Source organism: Microbacterium sp. EB106-03-03-XG65 (assembly GCF_058791955.1).
The window spans coordinates 1,133,172-1,149,316 of the sequence record NZ_JBYTEB010000001.1 but is presented as its reverse complement, the minus strand read 5'-3'; the positions used below and the strand labels follow the sequence as shown (position 1 = coordinate 1,149,316).

The following is a 16,145-nucleotide window of genomic DNA, read 5'->3' as shown; positions in this document are numbered from 1 at the left end:
GTCCGTGTGCGCTCGCGCCGTCGCGAGCGCCAACGACTACCCTCTCATCCCGCGCGGTTCTCCCGATGCCGACGACGCCCCGGCACGGCGACGACGGCCAGCGCCGCGCAGCCGATGCCCGCGATGAACAGGGGCGCGAGCGCCCACGTCACGACCCCGGTGAAGATCGCCGCAGCCGCGATGTAGGCGGCGCCGGCGACATCCGACCTGATGGCCGCGGGAACCGCGCGGAGCGCCGCCTTCCATCCGAGCTCGGGCGACCAGGCACCGGCCGTGAAGAGCACCCCGACGCACAGCGCCAGCAGACCCACCCAGCCGACGACCGCGATGGTCTCGCCTCCGGGCAGCGCGCCGGAGCCTGCGACCACCACATCGATCGCGAGCACGGTGGCGATCAGCACGGCCGGGACTCCGATGACGAGCGACGGCAGGATGCCTGCGCGCACGTCCTGCCAGAACAGTCCGGCCCGCGAGTCCTCTGCGGCCACGAAGCGACGCAGGTGGCGGATGCCGGCCGCCAGCGCGATCGGCAGCGTGACGACGCCGAGAGCCACGATCGTCATCATCAGACCGATCGTGAGCACCTCGCCGAAGAGGCCGAACTTGGCGGTCGCACCGGGGTTGGCTCCCGGTTCGATGCCGGCGACCGTGGGGCCGGCGCCGGAGCGCGCCTCACGCTTCGCTGCCCGATGAGCCCGACGGTCGCCGCTGATGACCGACATGGTTAGCCCTTCAGTCCCTGCGTGGCGACGCCGTCGACGAGGAAGCGCTGGAAGACCACGAAGAACAGCAGCACCGGGAGCAGGGCGACGAACGAGGCCGTCACCGTGGCGCCGTAGTCAGACGACGAGGTCTGGTCGTTGTAGAGGCGCAGTGCGATCGGGAGCGGGTAGTTCTCGGGGCTCGTGAGGTAGAGCAGCGGCCCGAGGAAGTCGTTCCACGCCCAGATGAACGAGAAGATCGCACAGGTGATCAGCGCCGGCTTGATCAGCGGGAGGATGATCGACCAGAAGATCCGCAGGTGACCTGCACCGTCGATCTTCGCGGCCTCGTCCATGTCGCGCGGCATCTGACGGATGAACTGCACGAGGAGGAAGACGAAGAACGCCTCGGTGGCGAGGAACTTCGGCAGGATCAGCGGGATGAACGTGTCGACCCAGCCGAGCTGATTGAAGATGATGTACTGCGGGATGATCACGACGTGGAACGGCAGCAGCAGCGTGCCGATCATGGCTGCGAACAGCACTCCGAGGCCCTTGAACTGCACCCGGGCGAACGCGTACGCGGCGAGAGCCGACGAGAGCACGGTGCCCACGACCGCGGATGCGGCGAGGATCAGCGAGTTCAGGAAGAAGCGCCACATCGGCACGCCGGCGATGCCCTCCATGACCTTGCCGTAGTTCTCGATCGTCGGCGCGTTGGGGAGCAGGCCCGGGTTCTGACCGAACTCGGAGTTCGGCTTGAACGTCGACAGGAACAGCCAGAGCAGCGGGTAGAGCACCACTGCGGTGAGCACGATCAGGCCGATGAACCAGATGACGGTCTGCCAGGTCTTGCGCTTGATGCGGCGACGCGGAGTCGAGGCGGATGCCGTGACGACAGCCTCGGTCGTGGGGGTGGTGATGCTCATTTGTCGTCTCCCGAGTAGTGCACCCACGACCTCTGGGTGCGGAAGAGGATGAAGGCGATGATCGCGACGACCACCAGGAGGACCCACGCGATCGCCGCCGCGTAGCCCATCTGTCCGTCGGAGAATCCGCGCTTGTACAGGTACACGGTGATGAAGTTCGTCATGCCGGCGGGGCCGCCGGTGCCGTTGGAGATGATGTACGCCGACGCGAACACCTGGAAGGCGCCGATCAGCCCCAGCAGCAGGTTGAAGAACATGACCGGCGAGAGCATCGGGATCGTGACCGCACGGAATCGGCGGAACGCGTTCGCGCCGTCCATCTCGGCAGCCTCATACAGCTCTTTGGGGATCTGCTTCAGACCGGCGAGGAAGATCACCATGGTCGCGCCGAACTGCCACACGGCGAGCAGGATCATCATCGGCAGCACGAGGCTGGGGTTGCCGATCCACCCCCCGAGGTCGACGCCGAAGATCTGCAGACCGCTGTCGACGGGTCCGTCGGACGAGAACATCGCCCGCCACACGATCGCGACCGAGACCGAGCCGCCGATCAGGGAGGGGGCGTAGAACGCGGAGCGGAAGAATCCCGCGCCCTTGTCGCGGTAGTTCAGGAGCATCGCGACGGCGAGCGCGGCCGCGAGCGTGATCGGTGTTCCGATGAACACGTAGACCAGAGTGATCTGCGCCGACTGGATGAAGTTCGGGTCGCTCGTGAAGAGCCGGATGTAGTTGTCGAGCCCGATCCACTTGGGCGGCTGGAAGATGTTGTACTTCGTGAAGGACAGGTACAGCGAGTACACCATCGGCACACCCGTCAGACCGAAGAATCCGATCAGCCAGGGCGTCAGGAACGCGTATCCGGTCGCCGTCTCGCGACGCAGGCGGGCCTTCTGGCCCGGCCGCTCGAGCTCGTTCTCAGGACGGCGGCCGCTGCGCAGCGCCTTCCCGCGCCCGGGCTTCTTGCCCGTGACGATCGTCCTCGTGGCCGTCGTGCTCATGACAGCTCCTTCCGAAGTGGGTGGGATGCGGTGGGCCGGACGTGTCGCCCGGCCCACCGACGGAATCACTGGTTGAGGACGACGTCCATCTCGGAGAAGAACTGCGTCACCGCGTCGTCGACCGTGGTCGTGCCGTAGTTCAGCTCGGTGCCCAGCACGCGGAACTTCTCTTCGAGCGTGCCGTAGCCGACGATCGGCACAGGAGGAGCGTCGCCGAGACGGTCCGCGATGGACTCCTCGTAGTCCTTGACGAGCTGGCTCATCGGGTCGAGGTCGGCGGCTTCGAGAGCGGTCTCGGATGCCGGCAGGCCGCGGTTCGTGCCGAAGATCTCACCGGACTCGGGCGAGTTGACCAGGAAGTTGACGAGCGTCGCGGCCGCTTCCGGGTGCTCGGTCTTGGCCGAGATGGTGTGCAGCATCGACGGCTTCAGGTAGAGGTCCTTGGCGCCCTCCTCCGTGACCGGAGGGGCGACCAGGCCGAGCTCGGTGTAGCTCTCGCCGAGGTTCGCGAGGTAGCCGGCTCCGAAGTTGTCCCAGGTCAGTTCGCTGGCGTTCTTCGCGGCGTCGAACGCCGTGAGGGGGGTGAGCTCCTCGACGGTCTGCTGCGGCACGACGGCACCGTCGCGGATGTCGGCTCCGGCCTCCCAGAACTCCTTCAGACGCTCTTCGTCGAAGCCGGGGGTGCCGTCTTCGTCGAAGAGGTTCTTGCCCTCGCTGCGCAGCTGGATCTCGAAGTTCTGGATGCGGCCGGTCCAGTCGGACCCGCCCCAGAATGCTCCGCCGCTCGCATCGGTGACCTCGCCGATCCACTCGTCGTAGTCTTCCCAGTCGCCGCCGGCGAACTGCTCGACGCCCGCCGTCTCGAGGAGGACGGGGTTCGTGAACATGCCCCACGCGTTGGTGGAGGTCGCGATGCCGTACGTGGTGTCGTCGACGACACCGATGCCGAGGATGTTCTCGGGCAGGGGGTCGGTCTCGATGACGGATCCGAGGTACGGCTCGAGGTCGAGCAGCAGTCCGTTCTCGGAGTACTGACGCAGGTATGAGTAGTCGAACTGCATCACGTCGGGGAGTCCACCACCGGCGGCCTCGGTCTGACGCTTCTCCCAGAACTCGGGGAACCCGAGGAAGGTCGCGTTGACCGTGATGTTCGGGTACTCCTCGTTGAACGCCGCGATCGCCTGGTTGTACAGATCGGCGCGCACGTCGTTGCCCCAGAATGCGAGGTCGAGTGTGACCTTCTCGTCGGGGTCGTAGGTGGCCCCGCCCTCGGGGGTGCCACCGCCGGCGCAGCCGGCGAGTACCAGCGCTGCGCTGGTGGCGACGGCCGCTGCGGCCGCCAGACGCTTCTTGCTGAACATCGTTGTCCTCTCTGATGAACGTCCTCGTTCGGCAGGGCCGCGGAACGCCAGTGTCCATATGCTGCGGGTCTGTTCTCCCGGTGCGGGGAAAACGCTTACCTGCACGCTAATCGAAATTGAAACGTTTCGCAAGCGAGAAATCGCGGGATGTTTTACATCGATTACCGCGGCGGTTCCGATTCTTTCACGATCAGCTTCCCGGCCTGGACGTCGAGACCTAACCGGTATATCGCGGACCGCCGGGGCTCCCCCGTCTGCGCGTGAACCGGAGCGTCCTCGGCGAAGCCGAAGAAGTAGAACCACATCTCCTCGCCGTGCTGCACATGCGCGCCGTGGCTGCCGCATCCTCCCCCGGCCGCCGTGTCGAGGATCACGGCGTCATCCCCGCCCTGTCGCGTCCAGTCGGTGCCGTCATCCGAGCGGTATACGCCCATCCCCCGCCACTCGTCGACGATCATCCACCAGAAGCCGCCGAGTTCGAACACCGTGGGCCCCTCGTGCGGGCGACCTCCGATCGCCACCCCGTCGAGGGCCCACTCGCGCAGGTCGGGAGACGACGCGACCATCGTCACCGAGTCCGCGGCCTCGTCTTTGTACCAGAGCCGCCAGAGTCCGTCGGACGTCTGCGCGACGGCCGCGTCGATCACCCGATCGCTGCTCAGCTGCAGCGGGCCCCGCCGGGTCCACCGACGCAGATCGTCCGAGGAGTACTCCACGATCTCCCGCGCGAACCCGGGCCATCGATCGGGGATGCCGTCGATCTCGGTGAGATACATGCGCCAGCGCGTGCCGTCCCAGACGACCTCGGGCGCCCAATGGGTTCGATCCACGTCCGCCGGAGGAGGGCCCTGTTCGAGCTCCAGACCGGATGCCATCGGCTCGAGCGTGCCTTCATAGTTCCAGCTCAACCCGTCGACCGAGGTGGCGACGCCGATCCGACTGCCATGGACCCACGACACCCCGCGACCCGGGTCGTCGAGGTTCGCTCGCCGCTGCGTGTAGAACATCCACCAGTGCCCACTGCCGTCGATCACGACGCGCGGATCGGTCACTCCGTCGTAGATCGGATCCCGATACAGCTCGATCATCGGCGCAGGTCGGCGACAGGGCTCTCGAAGCCGTCGCGGTGCGTGGGGTGCGCCGCGAGCGTCTCGGGAGTCACGACGGCGCCGCCAGCAGCCGCCGAGGCGTAGATCGCCGCCACGATCTCGAGGGAACGGGCAGGAGCATCCGCCGTGGGCGGAAGCGGCTCCCCGGCGAGAAGAGCGTCGAACACGTCGCGCAGCAGCGGCTCGTGGTCGCTGCGCTCCTCGGCATCCGGGAACGCCCAGGAGTCGGCCTCCGACTCGAAGCCGGGAGCAGGGGTGATGCGCCAGTTCTCGTGGCCGTGGCCGTACAGGTGATCGACCGTGATCGTGGCCTTCTGCGTATCGATGCGGATCGAGCTCGCCTCGCGCGGCGAGACCGCGCTCGTGACCAGCTGCGCAACGACGCCCTGCTGGAAGACGACGGTCGCCGTCGAGACGTCTTCGGTCTCGGTCTCGCGGTCGAGCCGCCACAGTTCCCCTCTGACCGCCGACCAGTCACCCAGAAGGTGTGCGAGCAGATCGATCTGGTGGATGCCGTGACCGAGAGTCGTCCCGCCGCCCTCGGTCTGCCACTTGCCGCGCCACGGCACGGCGAAGTAGTCGGCGTCGCGGAACCACAGCGTCTCGCACACCGCCACGAGCGGGCGTCCCAGCGCGCCGCTCTGCAGCAGGCCGCGCACGTGCGCGGCGGCCGTGCCGGTGCGCTGCTGGAAGACGACCGCGAGCTGCCGGCCCGCCGTCGCCGCTGCGGCGCGCATGTCGTCGAGCTCGCGCAACGAGGGTGCCGGTGGCTTCTCGACGATGACGTGCGCACCCGCTGCGAGGGCGGCGAGCGACTGCGCGCGGTGCGGCGCCGGCGGCGTGCAGATCAGCACCACATCGGGGTGCGCGGCCGCGAGCATCTCGTCGAGGTCGCCGTACGCGGCCTCGACACCGTATCGAGCGGCGAACTCCTCGGCCTTCTCGAGGCTCAGGTCGGCGACCGCGACGAGCTCGGCTCGGGGATACGCCGCGACCGCCCGCGCGTGCGAGTTCGCGACGGATCCGGTGCCGACCAGGGCTGCGCGAAGGATCTTCTCGGATGTCATGTGTCCTCCTCAGGACGGTGAGTCGGGGTCATCTCATACCGTTCTGCACCAGATGCAATCGAGCGTATCGACCGTCGGCGGCGAGCAGCTCCTCGTGCGACCCCTGTTCGACGATCCGCCCGCGCTCCAGCACCACGATGCGGTCGGCCTGGCGAATGGTCGAGAGCCGGTGCGCCACCACAAGTGTGGTCCGGCCCCGCATGAGGCGTTCGAGCGCCTCTTTGACGAGACCCTCCGATTCGGGATCGAGAGCGCTGGTCGCCTCGTCGAGCAGCAGGATCCTCGGGTCGCGCACGAGTGCGCGCGCGATGGCCAGTCGCTGGCGCTGGCCGCCCGACAGGCGCGCTCCCCTCTCGCCGACGACGGTGTGCCAGCCCTCGGGCTGCTCGCTCACGAACTCCCAGGCGTTGGCGTCTCGCAGCGCCCGCTCGACGCGATCGGGCGTGACGTCGGGCATGCCGTAGGCGATGTTGTCGAACACCGACCCCTCGAACAGCACCGACTCCTGCGGCACGACCGAGATCGAGCGACGCACCGTTCGCAGATCGAGCTCCTGCATGTCGGAGCCGTCGAGCAGGATGCGGCCGCTCGAGGGTCGGACGAATCCGAGGACGAGATTCAGGAGGGTCGACTTGCCCGAGCCCGACGAGCCCACGAAGGCGACGGTCTCTCCGGGGGCTATCCGCAGATCGATGTCGACCAGGGCGTCGTCGTCGGCATCCGCGTATCGATGAGACGCGGCGTCGAGCACGATCTCGCCCTCCACGCGCGACACGATGCGCTTGCCGGAGTTCTGCTCGATGTCGGGCTCCTGCAGAACCTCGGCGATCGAGCGCACCGACTCGAGGCCGCGGGCACCGACCGGGATCAGCATGAGCAGCTGGGTGAGTCCACCGGTGAGCAGGGTGAAATAGCTCGAGAGCATCACGACCTCGCCGGGCGTGATGGGGAGGATGCCCGTGAGGGCGCACACGGCGGCGAGCATGAGGCATGCGACGCCCAGCAGCTGCATCGCGACCCACGAGATCGAAGCGACACGGCCGTTCAGAAGATCGAGGTCGAGACCCGCGCGACGCACGCCGTCTGCACCTCCGGCGACGCGCGTGATCGCCGTCTGCTCGAGGCCGTGGGCACGGGTGACGGGGATCAGCGAGGCCATCTCGCCGACGCGCGCCGACAGGGTCTCGATCTCGCGGCGGAAGACTTCATTGCGGGTCTGGGAGCGGTTGCGCATGCCGTAGCGGATGCCGATGGCGATGGGCACGGCGAGCGCGTAGACGGGAAGGAACTGCGGCACGGTGATGGCCGTCATGGAGAGGGCGCCGATCATGACCATGGTCGACGACAGCAGCGGGTGCGTGACCTGCTGCAGCATGAGCTCGACGTTCTCGACGTCGCGCACGACCTTGGTCTGCACGATCGATGAGCTCACGCGCGTGTGGTATCCGATCGACAGGCTCTGCAGTCGCGCAGTCAGGGCGTTGCGCAGATCGGCACCGAGGTCGCGCACCACGGTCATGAAGTTGCGCGTGTAGATGATGTGGTTCGGATAGTTCTGCAGCAGCAGCACCGCGGCGAGCGCGAACCACCACAGCACCTCGCTCACGTCGCCGTCGGTGGCCACGACATCGATGATCGCGGCTGTGATCACCGGCAGGAACCACATCGGGATCTCTTTGATCGCGAAGGCGGTGATCGCGAAGGTGAGTCTCCACGGGCGCCGAGCGACGAGGCGCAGCACAGATCGGGTCGGATGCTGGCCGTCGATGAGCGCGGCCGGGTGGGAAAGCGCTTTCTGTGCCATGGTCCTATCGTAGAGTCACGAACTGTCGCCGGGGAAGCACGGCGACCCGAATCGGCCGGGAGCACCCCATGACCTTCCACGCAGCATTCGACTGGGCCCGTCGCCACGTGCAGACGGATCGCCTTCCCACGGCCGTGCTCGGCATGGCGACGGCAGACGGCATCGTCGATCTCGAGGGCTTCGGCGTGGCGACCGACGCCGTCTACCCGCTGTTCTCGATCACGAAGGTGCTCACCGGCATCACCGCCGCGAGAGCGATCGAGCGGGGTCTGCTCACCCCGCACACCCCGCTCGCCGATGCCCTTCCCGACTTCGGCGCGACGCGCGACGACACGGTGCGACTGTGGCATCTCGCCTCGCACACCTCGGGCATCTCCGAACCTCCCCTCGACACCGACGTGCCACTGCGCCGCGAGCTGCTCACCCGCGGGAGGGACTTCGCGGCAGGCACCGCGTCGCGGTACTCGACGCTCGCCTTCGAGGGCATCGCCGCCCTGATCGAGCACGCGACGGGCACCACATGGGATGCCGGCACCCTCGACTGGGCGCACGGCATCGGCGCCGACGGCCTGACGCTCGACACCGCGCAGTCGGTCGGCGTGCCGGATGCGGAGGCCGGCGGACTCGATCTCGAACGGTTCCATGCCACACGCGCCCCGGGGGCCGGGCTCTTGGGCCGGGCCGAAGACCTGCTGCACCTGGGCGCGGAGCTGCTGAGGGTCGGGCGCGGCGACAGTGACGGCGTCCTGTCGCCCGCCGGCCTGGCGATGATGCGGCGGCCCCTGACGGGCGACATCCCCCGGCTCGATCCGTACCCCCGCGAGCGCGGCCAGGACTGGGGGTTCACGTTCAACCTGCGCACCCGTGCGCCCGGGCTCATCGACCGTGACACCTACGGCCACGGCGGCTGGGCCGGCACCGAATTCTGGGTGCATCCGGGCGCGGGTATCGCGTGGGTGCTGCTGACGAACGCCGCCGTGCGCCCGGGCGTGGATGCCGACGAGCTCGACAACGCGATCGTGACCGGTCTCTGACCGGCGGCGAACGGAGATCCCATGACCGCCCTCCGGGTATTCGTGCCCACCCCGCTTCCCGACCACCTCTGCGCTTTGATCGAAGAGCGCGAGCCGCGCCTCGAGCTTGTCCGCGACCCCGAACTGCTGCCTCCTCAGCTCTACCAGGGAGACCATCTCGGCGACCCCTCTTTCCGTCGGTCCGCCGCGCAGCAGCAGCGTTTCGAGCAGCTGATCGACGAGGCCGAGGCTCTCTACGGTGTGCCCGACCAATCACCCGCGCAGTTGCGGCGCACGGCCGCAGCCAACCCGTCACTGCGCTGGGTGCACACCACGCCGGCCGGCGGCGGTGCGCAGATCAAGGACGCCGCCCTCACCCCCGAGCAGTTGAGCCGCATCGCCTTCACGACCTCGGGCGGCGTGCACGGCGGGCCGCTGGCAGAGTTCGCGGTGTTCGGCGTTCTGGCAGGAGCGCAGAACCTCGCCCGGCTGCTCGCCGATCAGCACCGACGCGAGTGGGGCTCGCGTCGTCCCGTGCCACAGGTCGACGGCAGTCACGTGATCGTCGTCGGACTCGGCGGCATCGGCCGCACCGTCGCGCACAAGCTGCACTCTCTCGGAGCGCGCGTCACGGGCATCCACCGACGCATCGTCGACGCCCCCGGCGTGAGCGAGATCCGCCCCCCGGCCGAACTCGCCGACGCCCTCGAGACCGCGGATGCCGTGGTCCTCGCCCTTCCCGCCACCGATGCGACCCGCGACATGCTCTCGCGAGCCGCACTGGCGCAGGCCAAGCCGGGCATCACGGTCGTGAACGTCGGGAGGGGGTCGACCGTCGACGAGCCCGCCCTCGTCGACGCTCTCGCGAGTGGCCTGGTCGGTTTCGCGGCGCTCGATGTGTTCGCGGTCGAGCCGCTCCCCGAGGCGAGCCCGCTGTGGTCGATGCCGAACGTGATCGTGAGTCCCCACAACGCCGGAACGGACACGGACGAGGAACGCCGGATCGCCGAGCTGTTCGCGGCCAACGCGACGCGACTCCTCGACGGCGAACCACTGCGCAACCGCGTCGACACCGTCGAGTTCTACTGAGTCGGATCAGGCGCTGTCGCTGTCGGGCGCTCTCGAGCTTGCGCGACCACTGGCGAATCCATACACTTGAAACGATTCACAAACCAACCCAGGAGTCGTCGACGATGACAACACCCACACGCGTGTGCTTCCGGCTGCAGGTGCGTCCCGAGCTGCTCGACGAGTATCTCGATCGCCACTCGCCCGTCTGGCCCGAGATGCTGGCCGAGATCGCCGCCGCCGGACGCCGCAACTACTCGCTCTTCCTCGCCGAGGGCGGAACGCTGATCGGCTATTACGAGGTCGACGATGATGCCGCGGCGCAGGCGTACCTCGCGGCCTCCCCGATCGCTGCCCGCTGGGAAGCCGAGATGGGCCGCTTCTTCATCGGCCTCGACGGGCGCCCCGACCAGGCGGCCACGCCTCTCGCCGAGGTGTTCAACCTCGAAGACCAGCTCGCCGCGGGCGGCTCCCCCTCATCTCACACAGACCACCGCACCGACATCGACTCCCCCACCGAAACCGAAGGCAGCGCCTCATGAGCATCCTCTCGTCCGACAACCTCGCCGCTCTCGAGCAGCAGGGCATCGAGCTCCCCAGCTGGGCGTTCGGCAACTCCGGCACCCGCTTCAAGGTGTTCGGCACGCCGGGCACTCCTCGCGACCCGTGGGAGAAGATCGCCGACGCCGCGCAGGTCAACAAGTACACCGCGCTCGCGCCCTCGGTCGCCCTGCACATCCCGTGGGATCTCGTCGACTCGTTCTCCGACCTGCGCAAACACGCCGAAGACCTCGGCGTGACGCTCGGCACCATCAACTCCAACACGTTCCAGGACGACGACTACAAGTTCGGCGCCCTGACGCACGAAGATGCCTCGATCCGTCAGAAGGCGATCGACCACCACCTCGCCTGCATCGACGTGATGGATGCCACCGGCAGCCGTGACCTGAAGATCTGGCTCGCCGAGGGCTCGAACTACCCGGGACAGGCCGACCTGCGCGGTCGTCAGGACCGCCTGCAGGAGTCGCTGCAGACGATCTACGCCCGCCTCGGCGACGACCAGCGCCTCGTGCTCGAGTACAAGTTCTTCGAGCCGGCTTTCTACCACACCGATGTTCCCGACTGGGGAACCTCGTACGCCCAGGTCGTCTCGCTCGGCGACAAGGCGTCCGTCTGCCTCGACACCGGCCACCACGCGCCCGGCACCAACATCGAGTTCATCGTGATGCAGCTGCTGCGCCTCGGCAAGCTCGGCTCGTTCGACTTCAACTCGCGCTTCTACGCCGACGACGACCTGATCGTCGGCGCGGCCGACCCGTTCCAGCTGTTCCGCATCCTGTTCGAGGTCATCCGCGGCGGCGGCCTCAACAACCCCGACGTGGCGTTCATGCTCGACCAGTGCCACAACGTCGAGGACAAGATCCCCGGACAGATCCGCTCGGTGCTCAACGTGCAGGAGATGACGGCGCGCGCACTGCTCGTCGACCGCGACGCACTCACCGCGGCGCAGAAGTCGGGCGACGTGCTCGCGGCGAACGCCGTCTTCATGGACGCGTTCTACACCGACGTGCGGCCCGCGCTCGCGGAGTGGCGTGAAGCGCGCGGCCTCGCCGCCGACCCGATGAAGGCGTACGCCGACTCGGGCTACCAGCAGAAGATCGCCGCCGACCGCGTGGGCGGCGTGCAGGCCGGCTGGGGAGCCTGACCGCTCTCGTCTGACACCCTGGACCCGTCGGGATGCGGGAGCCGATCCCCGCATCCCGACGCCCCATCGACAGAAGGACGGATGCTGTGAGAGACCATGAGATCGACGGGCCGCACGGCCCCCTGCGCGTGCGCGTCTACGAACCGGAACGCCCTGCGGGACCCGGACTCGTGTGGGCGCACGGTGGCGGATTCGCCGCGGGTGAGATCGACATGCCCGAGGCCGACTGGGTCGCGCAGAACCTCGCCGACCGGGGCATCGTCGTGGTGTCGGTCGACTACTCGCTCGCGCCCTTCCCCCGCACCTGGGCCGCAGACTCCGCGTCGCCCGAGCGCCCCGGCGTGCTCTATCCCGTCGCCTCGGAGGAGGTCGAGCATGCGTTCCGCTGGGCGGTCGATTCGGGTCTCGCCGGAGGCCCCTGGTCGATCGGCGGAGCGAGCGCGGGCGGCAACCTCGCCACCGGTGCCGCCCTGCGCCTGAGCCACGGCGACGGCCCGGTCCCCGCGCTCGCCGTGCTCGCCTATCCGACCCTGCACCCCGTTCAGGGTCAGCCCGACGCGACCCTCCGCGCCGCACTCGACGACGATCCGGATGCCGACGTGTTCGGCCCGGACCCGGTGCGTGTCATGTACGAGAACTATCTCGGCGGACCCGTGGAAGCGGCCGACATCTATGCTGCCCCGGGCACCGCATCCGTCGACCAGCTCCGCCGTTTCCCCGCCACGATCATGATCAACGACGAGGTCGACGAACTGCGCGTCTCGGGTGAGGCGTTCGGCGCCGCGCTGCGAGCAGCCGGCGTCGACCTCGACATCTCCACCGAGCCCGGCACCCGCCATGGCCACCTCAATCGTCCGGAACACCCGGCGGCGACAGCATCGATCGACCGCTTCGCCGCCCGCATCTTCGCCACTTCTCCCGAGAACAAGGAACAGTCATGACCAACCCCACCGCCGCCGCTCTCATCGAGCGGTCGAACCGCCTGGGCGCCGACCCCAAGAACACCAACTACGCCGGCGGCAACACCTCGGCGAAGGGCACCGACACCGACCCCGTCACCGGCCAGCCGGTCGAGCTGATGTGGGTCAAGGGATCCGGTGGCGACCTGGGAACCCTCACCGAGCAGGGTCTCGCCGTGCTGCGCCTCGACCGCATGCGCGCGCTCGTCGACGTCTACCCGGGTCTTGACCGTGAGGACGAGATGGTCGCCGCGTTCGATTACACGCTGCACGGCAAGGGCGGCGCCGCGCCGTCGATCGACACGGCGATGCACGGTCTCGTCGACGCCGCACACGTCGATCACCTGCACCCCGACTCGGGCATCGCGATCGCGACCGCCGCCGACGGCGAAGAGCTCACGGCGAAGATCTTCGGCGACAAGGTCGTGTGGGTGCCGTGGCGGCGCCCCGGATTCCAGCTCGGACTCGACATCGCTGCGATCAAGAAGGCGAACCCGCAGGCGATCGGCACGATCCTCGGCGGTCACGGCATCACTGCGTGGGGCGACACCTCCGAGGAGTCCGAGAAGAACTCGCTGTGGATCATCGACACGGCCGCCGCCTACATCGAGGCGAACGGCAAGGCCGACCCCTTCGGCGGCATCCGTTCCGGTTTCGAGGCGCTTCCCGAGGCCGAGCGTCGCGAGCGCGCCGCGGCCCTCGCGGGAACCGTCCGCGGCATCGCATCGACCGACAAGCCGATGGTCGGCCACTTCACCGACTCCGATGTCGTGCTCGACTTCCTGGCCTCGGAGCGCGCTCCCGAGCTCGCGGCTCTCGGCACCAGCTGCCCCGACCATTTCCTGCGCACCAAGGTCAAGCCGCTGATCCTCGACCTGCCCGTCACGGCCTCTGCCGAGGAGCAGATCGCGCGCCTGCACGAGCTGCACGCCGAGTACCGCGCCGACTACCAGGCCTACTACGACGCTCACGCGACCGCCGAGTCGCCCGCGATCCGCGGCGCCGACCCGCTCATCGTGCTCGTGCCCGGCGTCGGGATGTTCTCGTACGGCGCGAACAAGCAGACCGCCCGTGTCGCCGGCGAGTTCTACGTCAACGCGATCAACGTGATGCGCGGTGCCGAGGCGCTGTCGACATACTCCCCCATCTCCGACGCCGAGAAGTTCGACATCGAGTACTGGGCGTTGGAGGAGGCCAAGCTGCAGCGCATGCCGAAGCCGAAGTCGCACCAGGGACGCATCGCGTTCGTGACCGGTGCAGCCAGCGGCATCGGAAAGGCCATCGCCACCCGCCTCGCCGCGGAGGGTGCCTGCGTCGTCATCGCCGACCTCGATCTCGAGAAGGCGCAGGCGGCCGCTGCCGAGCTGGGCAACACCGACGTCGCGATCGGCGTCGCGGCGAACGTCGCTGACGCGGATGCCATCCAGGCCGCGCTGAACGACGCCGTGCTCGCGTTCGGCGGCGTCGACCTCGTCGTCAACAACGCCGGTCTCTCGCTGTCGAAGCCGCTGCTCGAGACCACCGAGAAGGACTGGGATCTGCAGCACGACGTGATGGCGAAGGGCTCGTTCCTCGTGTCGAAGGCCGCTGCCCGCGTGCTGATCGACCAGAAGCTCGGCGGAGACATCATCTACATCTCGTCGAAGAACTCGGTGTTCGCCGGACCGAACAACATCGCCTACTCGGCGACGAAGGCCGACCAGGCACACCAGGTGCGACTGCTGGCCGTCGAACTCGGCGAGTTCGGCATCCGCGTCAACGGCATCAACCCCGACGGCGTCGTGCGCGGCTCGGGCATCTTCGCCTCGGGCTGGGGTGCGAACCGCGCCGCGACCTACGGCGTCGCCGAAGAGGACCTCGGCCAGTTCTACGCCAACCGCACGATCCTCAAGCGCGAGGTCGTTCCCGAGAACGTGGCGGATGCCGTCTACGTGCTCACCGGGCCGGAGCTCAGCCGCACCACGGGCCTGCACATTCCGGTCGACTCCGGCGTCGCCGCGGCGTTCCTGCGATGACGCTCCGGTCCGTCGCCGCCGTCGACCTCGGAGCGACCAGCGGTCGCGTCATGATCGGGCGGATCGGCGACGGCCGGCTCGATCTCGAACTCGTCTCGCGGTTCCCGAACGGGCCCGTCGAGCGGGAGGACGGTCTGCACTGGGACTTCCGCGCTCTGTACGAGCACGTCGTGACGGGGCTCGCCGAGGCCGTGCGACGCGAACCGGGCATCGAGAGCATCGGCATCGACTCGTGGGCGGTCGACTACGGCCTGCTGAAAGACGGTGCGCTTCTCGCCGAGCCGTTCCACTATCGCGACGAGCGCACGGCGCGCGGGGTCGACGAGGTGCACACGATCGCGCCCTTCGCCGAGCTGTACGGCCGCAACGGACTGCAGTTCCTGCCGTTCAACACGCTCTACCAGTACCGCGTCGATGCCCACCTCGCCTGCGCCGACACCGCGCTGCTGATCCCCGACCTCATCGCGTTCCTGCTCACCGGCCAGGCGGTGGCCGAGCGCACGAACGCGTCGACCACGGGTCTGCTCGGCGTCGAGTCGGGCGCGTGGGACACCGAGCTGGCGCATCGCCTCGGCATCCCGTCGACCGTGCTGCCGACGCTCGTCGACCCCGGCGCGACGATCGGCGTGCTGCGACCCGATCTTGCCGAGCGCATCGGCAAGGAGCTGCCCGTGATCGCGGTCGGGTCGCACGACACGGCATCCGCTGTCGTCGCCGCCCCCCTGTCGACGCCGCACTCGGCCTACATCTCGTGCGGCACCTGGGGCCTGGTCGGCGTCGAGCTGGCCGAGCCCGTGCTGACGGATGCCGCGCGCGCGGCGAACTTCACACACGAACTCGGCGTCGACCGCCGCTACCGCTTCCTGCACAACGTGACGGGGCTCTGGCTGCTGAGCGAGACCGTGCGCGCGTGGGAGGCCGAGGACGGATCGGCGATCGATCTGCCGGAGCTGCTCGCCGCGGCATCCGGCGTGACCGAGGAGGTGCCGCTCTTCGACGCGAACGATCCGTCGCTCAGCGCGCCCGGAGGCATGCCCGCGCGCATCGCAGCGCTTCTCGGCGCTGAGGCCCCCACGACGCGACCTGCGTTCGCCCGGTCGATCGTCGAGTCGATCGCGAAGGCCTTCGCAGCGGCCGTGCAGACGGCCGCGGATCTGTCGGGGCGCGAGCTCGACAGCATCAACCTCGTGGGAGGCGGCTCGTTGAACCGCCTGCTCTGCCAGGCCACGGCCGATCGCACCGGCCTTCCGGTGCTGGCTGGGCCCGTCGAGGCGACGGCTCTCGGCAACGTGCTCGTGCAGGCACGTGCACTCGGCGCCGCCCCGGCCTCTCTCGAAGAACTGCGAGCCCTCGTCGCCGCGACCCACGAGCCAGAGCGCTTCGCCCCGCGCTGACCCTCGGGTGGGCTCGCCCTGC

The 16,145-nt window shown here is 68.6% G+C and carries 14 protein-coding genes; 7 read left to right on the top strand and 7 right to left on the bottom strand.

What is annotated here, in order from left to right; all coding sequences use genetic code 11:
- Positions 1-44: 44 nt before the first annotated feature.
- The 7 genes from AC3WS6_RS05375 to AC3WS6_RS05345 form a co-directional block, all read right to left on the bottom strand.
- On the bottom strand, positions 45-722 hold the full coding sequence (locus AC3WS6_RS05375; protein WP_492500034.1) for a hypothetical protein: 678 nt from the start codon (positions 720-722) through the stop codon (positions 45-47).
- A gap of 2 nt (positions 723-724) precedes the next feature.
- Complete coding sequence (locus AC3WS6_RS05370) at positions 725-1,630, bottom strand: carbohydrate ABC transporter permease (RefSeq protein WP_492500033.1); 906 nt, start codon at positions 1,628-1,630, stop codon at positions 725-727.
- Positions 1,627-2,628: a carbohydrate ABC transporter permease gene (locus tag AC3WS6_RS05365; protein ID WP_492500032.1), complete on the bottom strand. Its 1,002-nt coding sequence runs from the start codon at positions 2,626-2,628 to the stop codon at positions 1,627-1,629. Before AC3WS6_RS05365 ends, AC3WS6_RS05370 begins: the two co-directional genes overlap by 4 nt.
- A 65-nt stretch (positions 2,629-2,693) precedes the next feature.
- Positions 2,694-3,989 carry an ABC transporter substrate-binding protein gene (locus AC3WS6_RS05360; protein ID WP_492500031.1) on the bottom strand — a complete coding sequence of 432 codons (1,296 nt, stop codon included), beginning with the start codon at positions 3,987-3,989 and terminating at the stop codon, positions 2,694-2,696.
- A 161-nt stretch (positions 3,990-4,150) separates the two neighbouring features.
- Positions 4,151-5,077, bottom strand: a complete 927-nt coding sequence (locus tag AC3WS6_RS05355) for a glycoside hydrolase family protein (protein ID WP_492500030.1) — start codon at positions 5,075-5,077, stop codon at positions 4,151-4,153.
- Positions 5,074-6,165, bottom strand: coding sequence for a Gfo/Idh/MocA family protein (locus AC3WS6_RS05350; RefSeq protein ID WP_492500029.1), 1,092 nt, complete (start codon positions 6,163-6,165; stop codon positions 5,074-5,076). Before AC3WS6_RS05350 ends, AC3WS6_RS05355 begins: the two co-directional genes overlap by 4 nt.
- Positions 6,166-6,193: 28 nt before the next feature.
- Positions 6,194-7,969 (bottom strand): ABC transporter ATP-binding protein, encoded by a 1,776-nt coding sequence (locus AC3WS6_RS05345; RefSeq protein ID WP_492500028.1) that lies wholly within the window; start codon positions 7,967-7,969, stop codon positions 6,194-6,196.
- A gap of 68 nt (positions 7,970-8,037) precedes the next feature.
- Here AC3WS6_RS05345 and AC3WS6_RS05340 point away from each other — a divergent pair, with 68 nt between their 5' ends.
- The 7 genes from AC3WS6_RS05340 (at position 8,038) to AC3WS6_RS05310 (ending at position 16,123) form a co-directional block, all read left to right on the top strand.
- A complete protein-coding gene (locus tag AC3WS6_RS05340; RefSeq protein WP_492500027.1) occupies positions 8,038-9,003 on the top strand; it encodes a serine hydrolase domain-containing protein in 966 nt (321 codons plus the stop codon).
- A gap of 21 nt (positions 9,004-9,024) precedes the next feature.
- A complete protein-coding gene (locus tag AC3WS6_RS05335) occupies positions 9,025-10,071 on the top strand; it encodes a D-2-hydroxyacid dehydrogenase (RefSeq protein ID WP_492500026.1) in 1,047 nt (348 codons plus the stop codon).
- Positions 10,072-10,175: 104 nt separating this feature from the next.
- Positions 10,176-10,592, top strand: coding sequence for an L-rhamnose mutarotase (locus AC3WS6_RS05330; RefSeq protein ID WP_492500025.1), 417 nt, complete (start codon positions 10,176-10,178; stop codon positions 10,590-10,592).
- Positions 10,589-11,755: an L-rhamnose isomerase gene (gene rhaI / locus AC3WS6_RS05325; RefSeq protein ID WP_492500024.1), complete on the top strand. Its 1,167-nt coding sequence runs from the start codon at positions 10,589-10,591 to the stop codon at positions 11,753-11,755. Before AC3WS6_RS05330 ends, rhaI begins: the two co-directional genes overlap by 4 nt.
- A gap of 86 nt (positions 11,756-11,841) precedes the next feature.
- Positions 11,842-12,696: an alpha/beta hydrolase gene (locus AC3WS6_RS05320; protein ID WP_492500023.1), complete on the top strand. Its 855-nt coding sequence runs from the start codon at positions 11,842-11,844 to the stop codon at positions 12,694-12,696.
- Complete coding sequence (locus tag AC3WS6_RS05315) at positions 12,693-14,729, top strand: bifunctional aldolase/short-chain dehydrogenase (RefSeq protein WP_492500022.1); 2,037 nt, start codon at positions 12,693-12,695, stop codon at positions 14,727-14,729. Before AC3WS6_RS05320 ends, AC3WS6_RS05315 begins: the two co-directional genes overlap by 4 nt.
- Positions 14,726-16,123: a rhamnulokinase gene (locus tag AC3WS6_RS05310; protein WP_492500020.1), complete on the top strand. Its 1,398-nt coding sequence runs from the start codon at positions 14,726-14,728 to the stop codon at positions 16,121-16,123. The genes AC3WS6_RS05315 and AC3WS6_RS05310 overlap by 4 nt, the downstream gene beginning before the upstream one ends.
- Positions 16,124-16,145: the final 22 nt, after the last annotated feature.

Bases quoted from the DNA above. Each gene is read 5' to 3' on its own strand.
- AC3WS6_RS05375 (WP_492500034.1), bottom strand. From the start codon at position 722: ATGTCGGTCATCAGCGGCGACCGTCGGGCTCATCGGGCAGCGAAGCGT.
- AC3WS6_RS05370 (WP_492500033.1), bottom strand. From the start codon at position 1,630: ATGAGCATCACCACCCCCACGACCGAGGCTGTCGTCACGGCATCCGCC.
- AC3WS6_RS05365 (WP_492500032.1), bottom strand. From the start codon at position 2,628: ATGAGCACGACGGCCACGAGGACGATCGTCACGGGCAAGAAGCCCGGG.
- AC3WS6_RS05360 (WP_492500031.1), bottom strand. From the start codon at position 3,989: ATGTTCAGCAAGAAGCGTCTGGCGGCCGCAGCGGCCGTCGCCACCAGC.
- AC3WS6_RS05355 (WP_492500030.1), bottom strand. From the start codon at position 5,077: ATGATCGAGCTGTATCGGGATCCGATCTACGACGGAGTGACCGATCCG.
- AC3WS6_RS05350 (WP_492500029.1), bottom strand. From the start codon at position 6,165: ATGACATCCGAGAAGATCCTTCGCGCAGCCCTGGTCGGCACCGGATCC.
- AC3WS6_RS05345 (WP_492500028.1), bottom strand. From the start codon at position 7,969: ATGGCACAGAAAGCGCTTTCCCACCCGGCCGCGCTCATCGACGGCCAG.
- AC3WS6_RS05340 (WP_492500027.1), top strand. From the start codon at position 8,038: ATGACCTTCCACGCAGCATTCGACTGGGCCCGTCGCCACGTGCAGACG.
- AC3WS6_RS05335 (WP_492500026.1), top strand. From the start codon at position 9,025: ATGACCGCCCTCCGGGTATTCGTGCCCACCCCGCTTCCCGACCACCTC.
- AC3WS6_RS05330 (WP_492500025.1), top strand. From the start codon at position 10,176: ATGACAACACCCACACGCGTGTGCTTCCGGCTGCAGGTGCGTCCCGAG.
- rhaI (WP_492500024.1), top strand. From the start codon at position 10,589: ATGAGCATCCTCTCGTCCGACAACCTCGCCGCTCTCGAGCAGCAGGGC.
- AC3WS6_RS05315 (WP_492500022.1), top strand. From the start codon at position 12,693: ATGACCAACCCCACCGCCGCCGCTCTCATCGAGCGGTCGAACCGCCTG.
- AC3WS6_RS05310 (WP_492500020.1), top strand. From the start codon at position 14,726: ATGACGCTCCGGTCCGTCGCCGCCGTCGACCTCGGAGCGACCAGCGGT.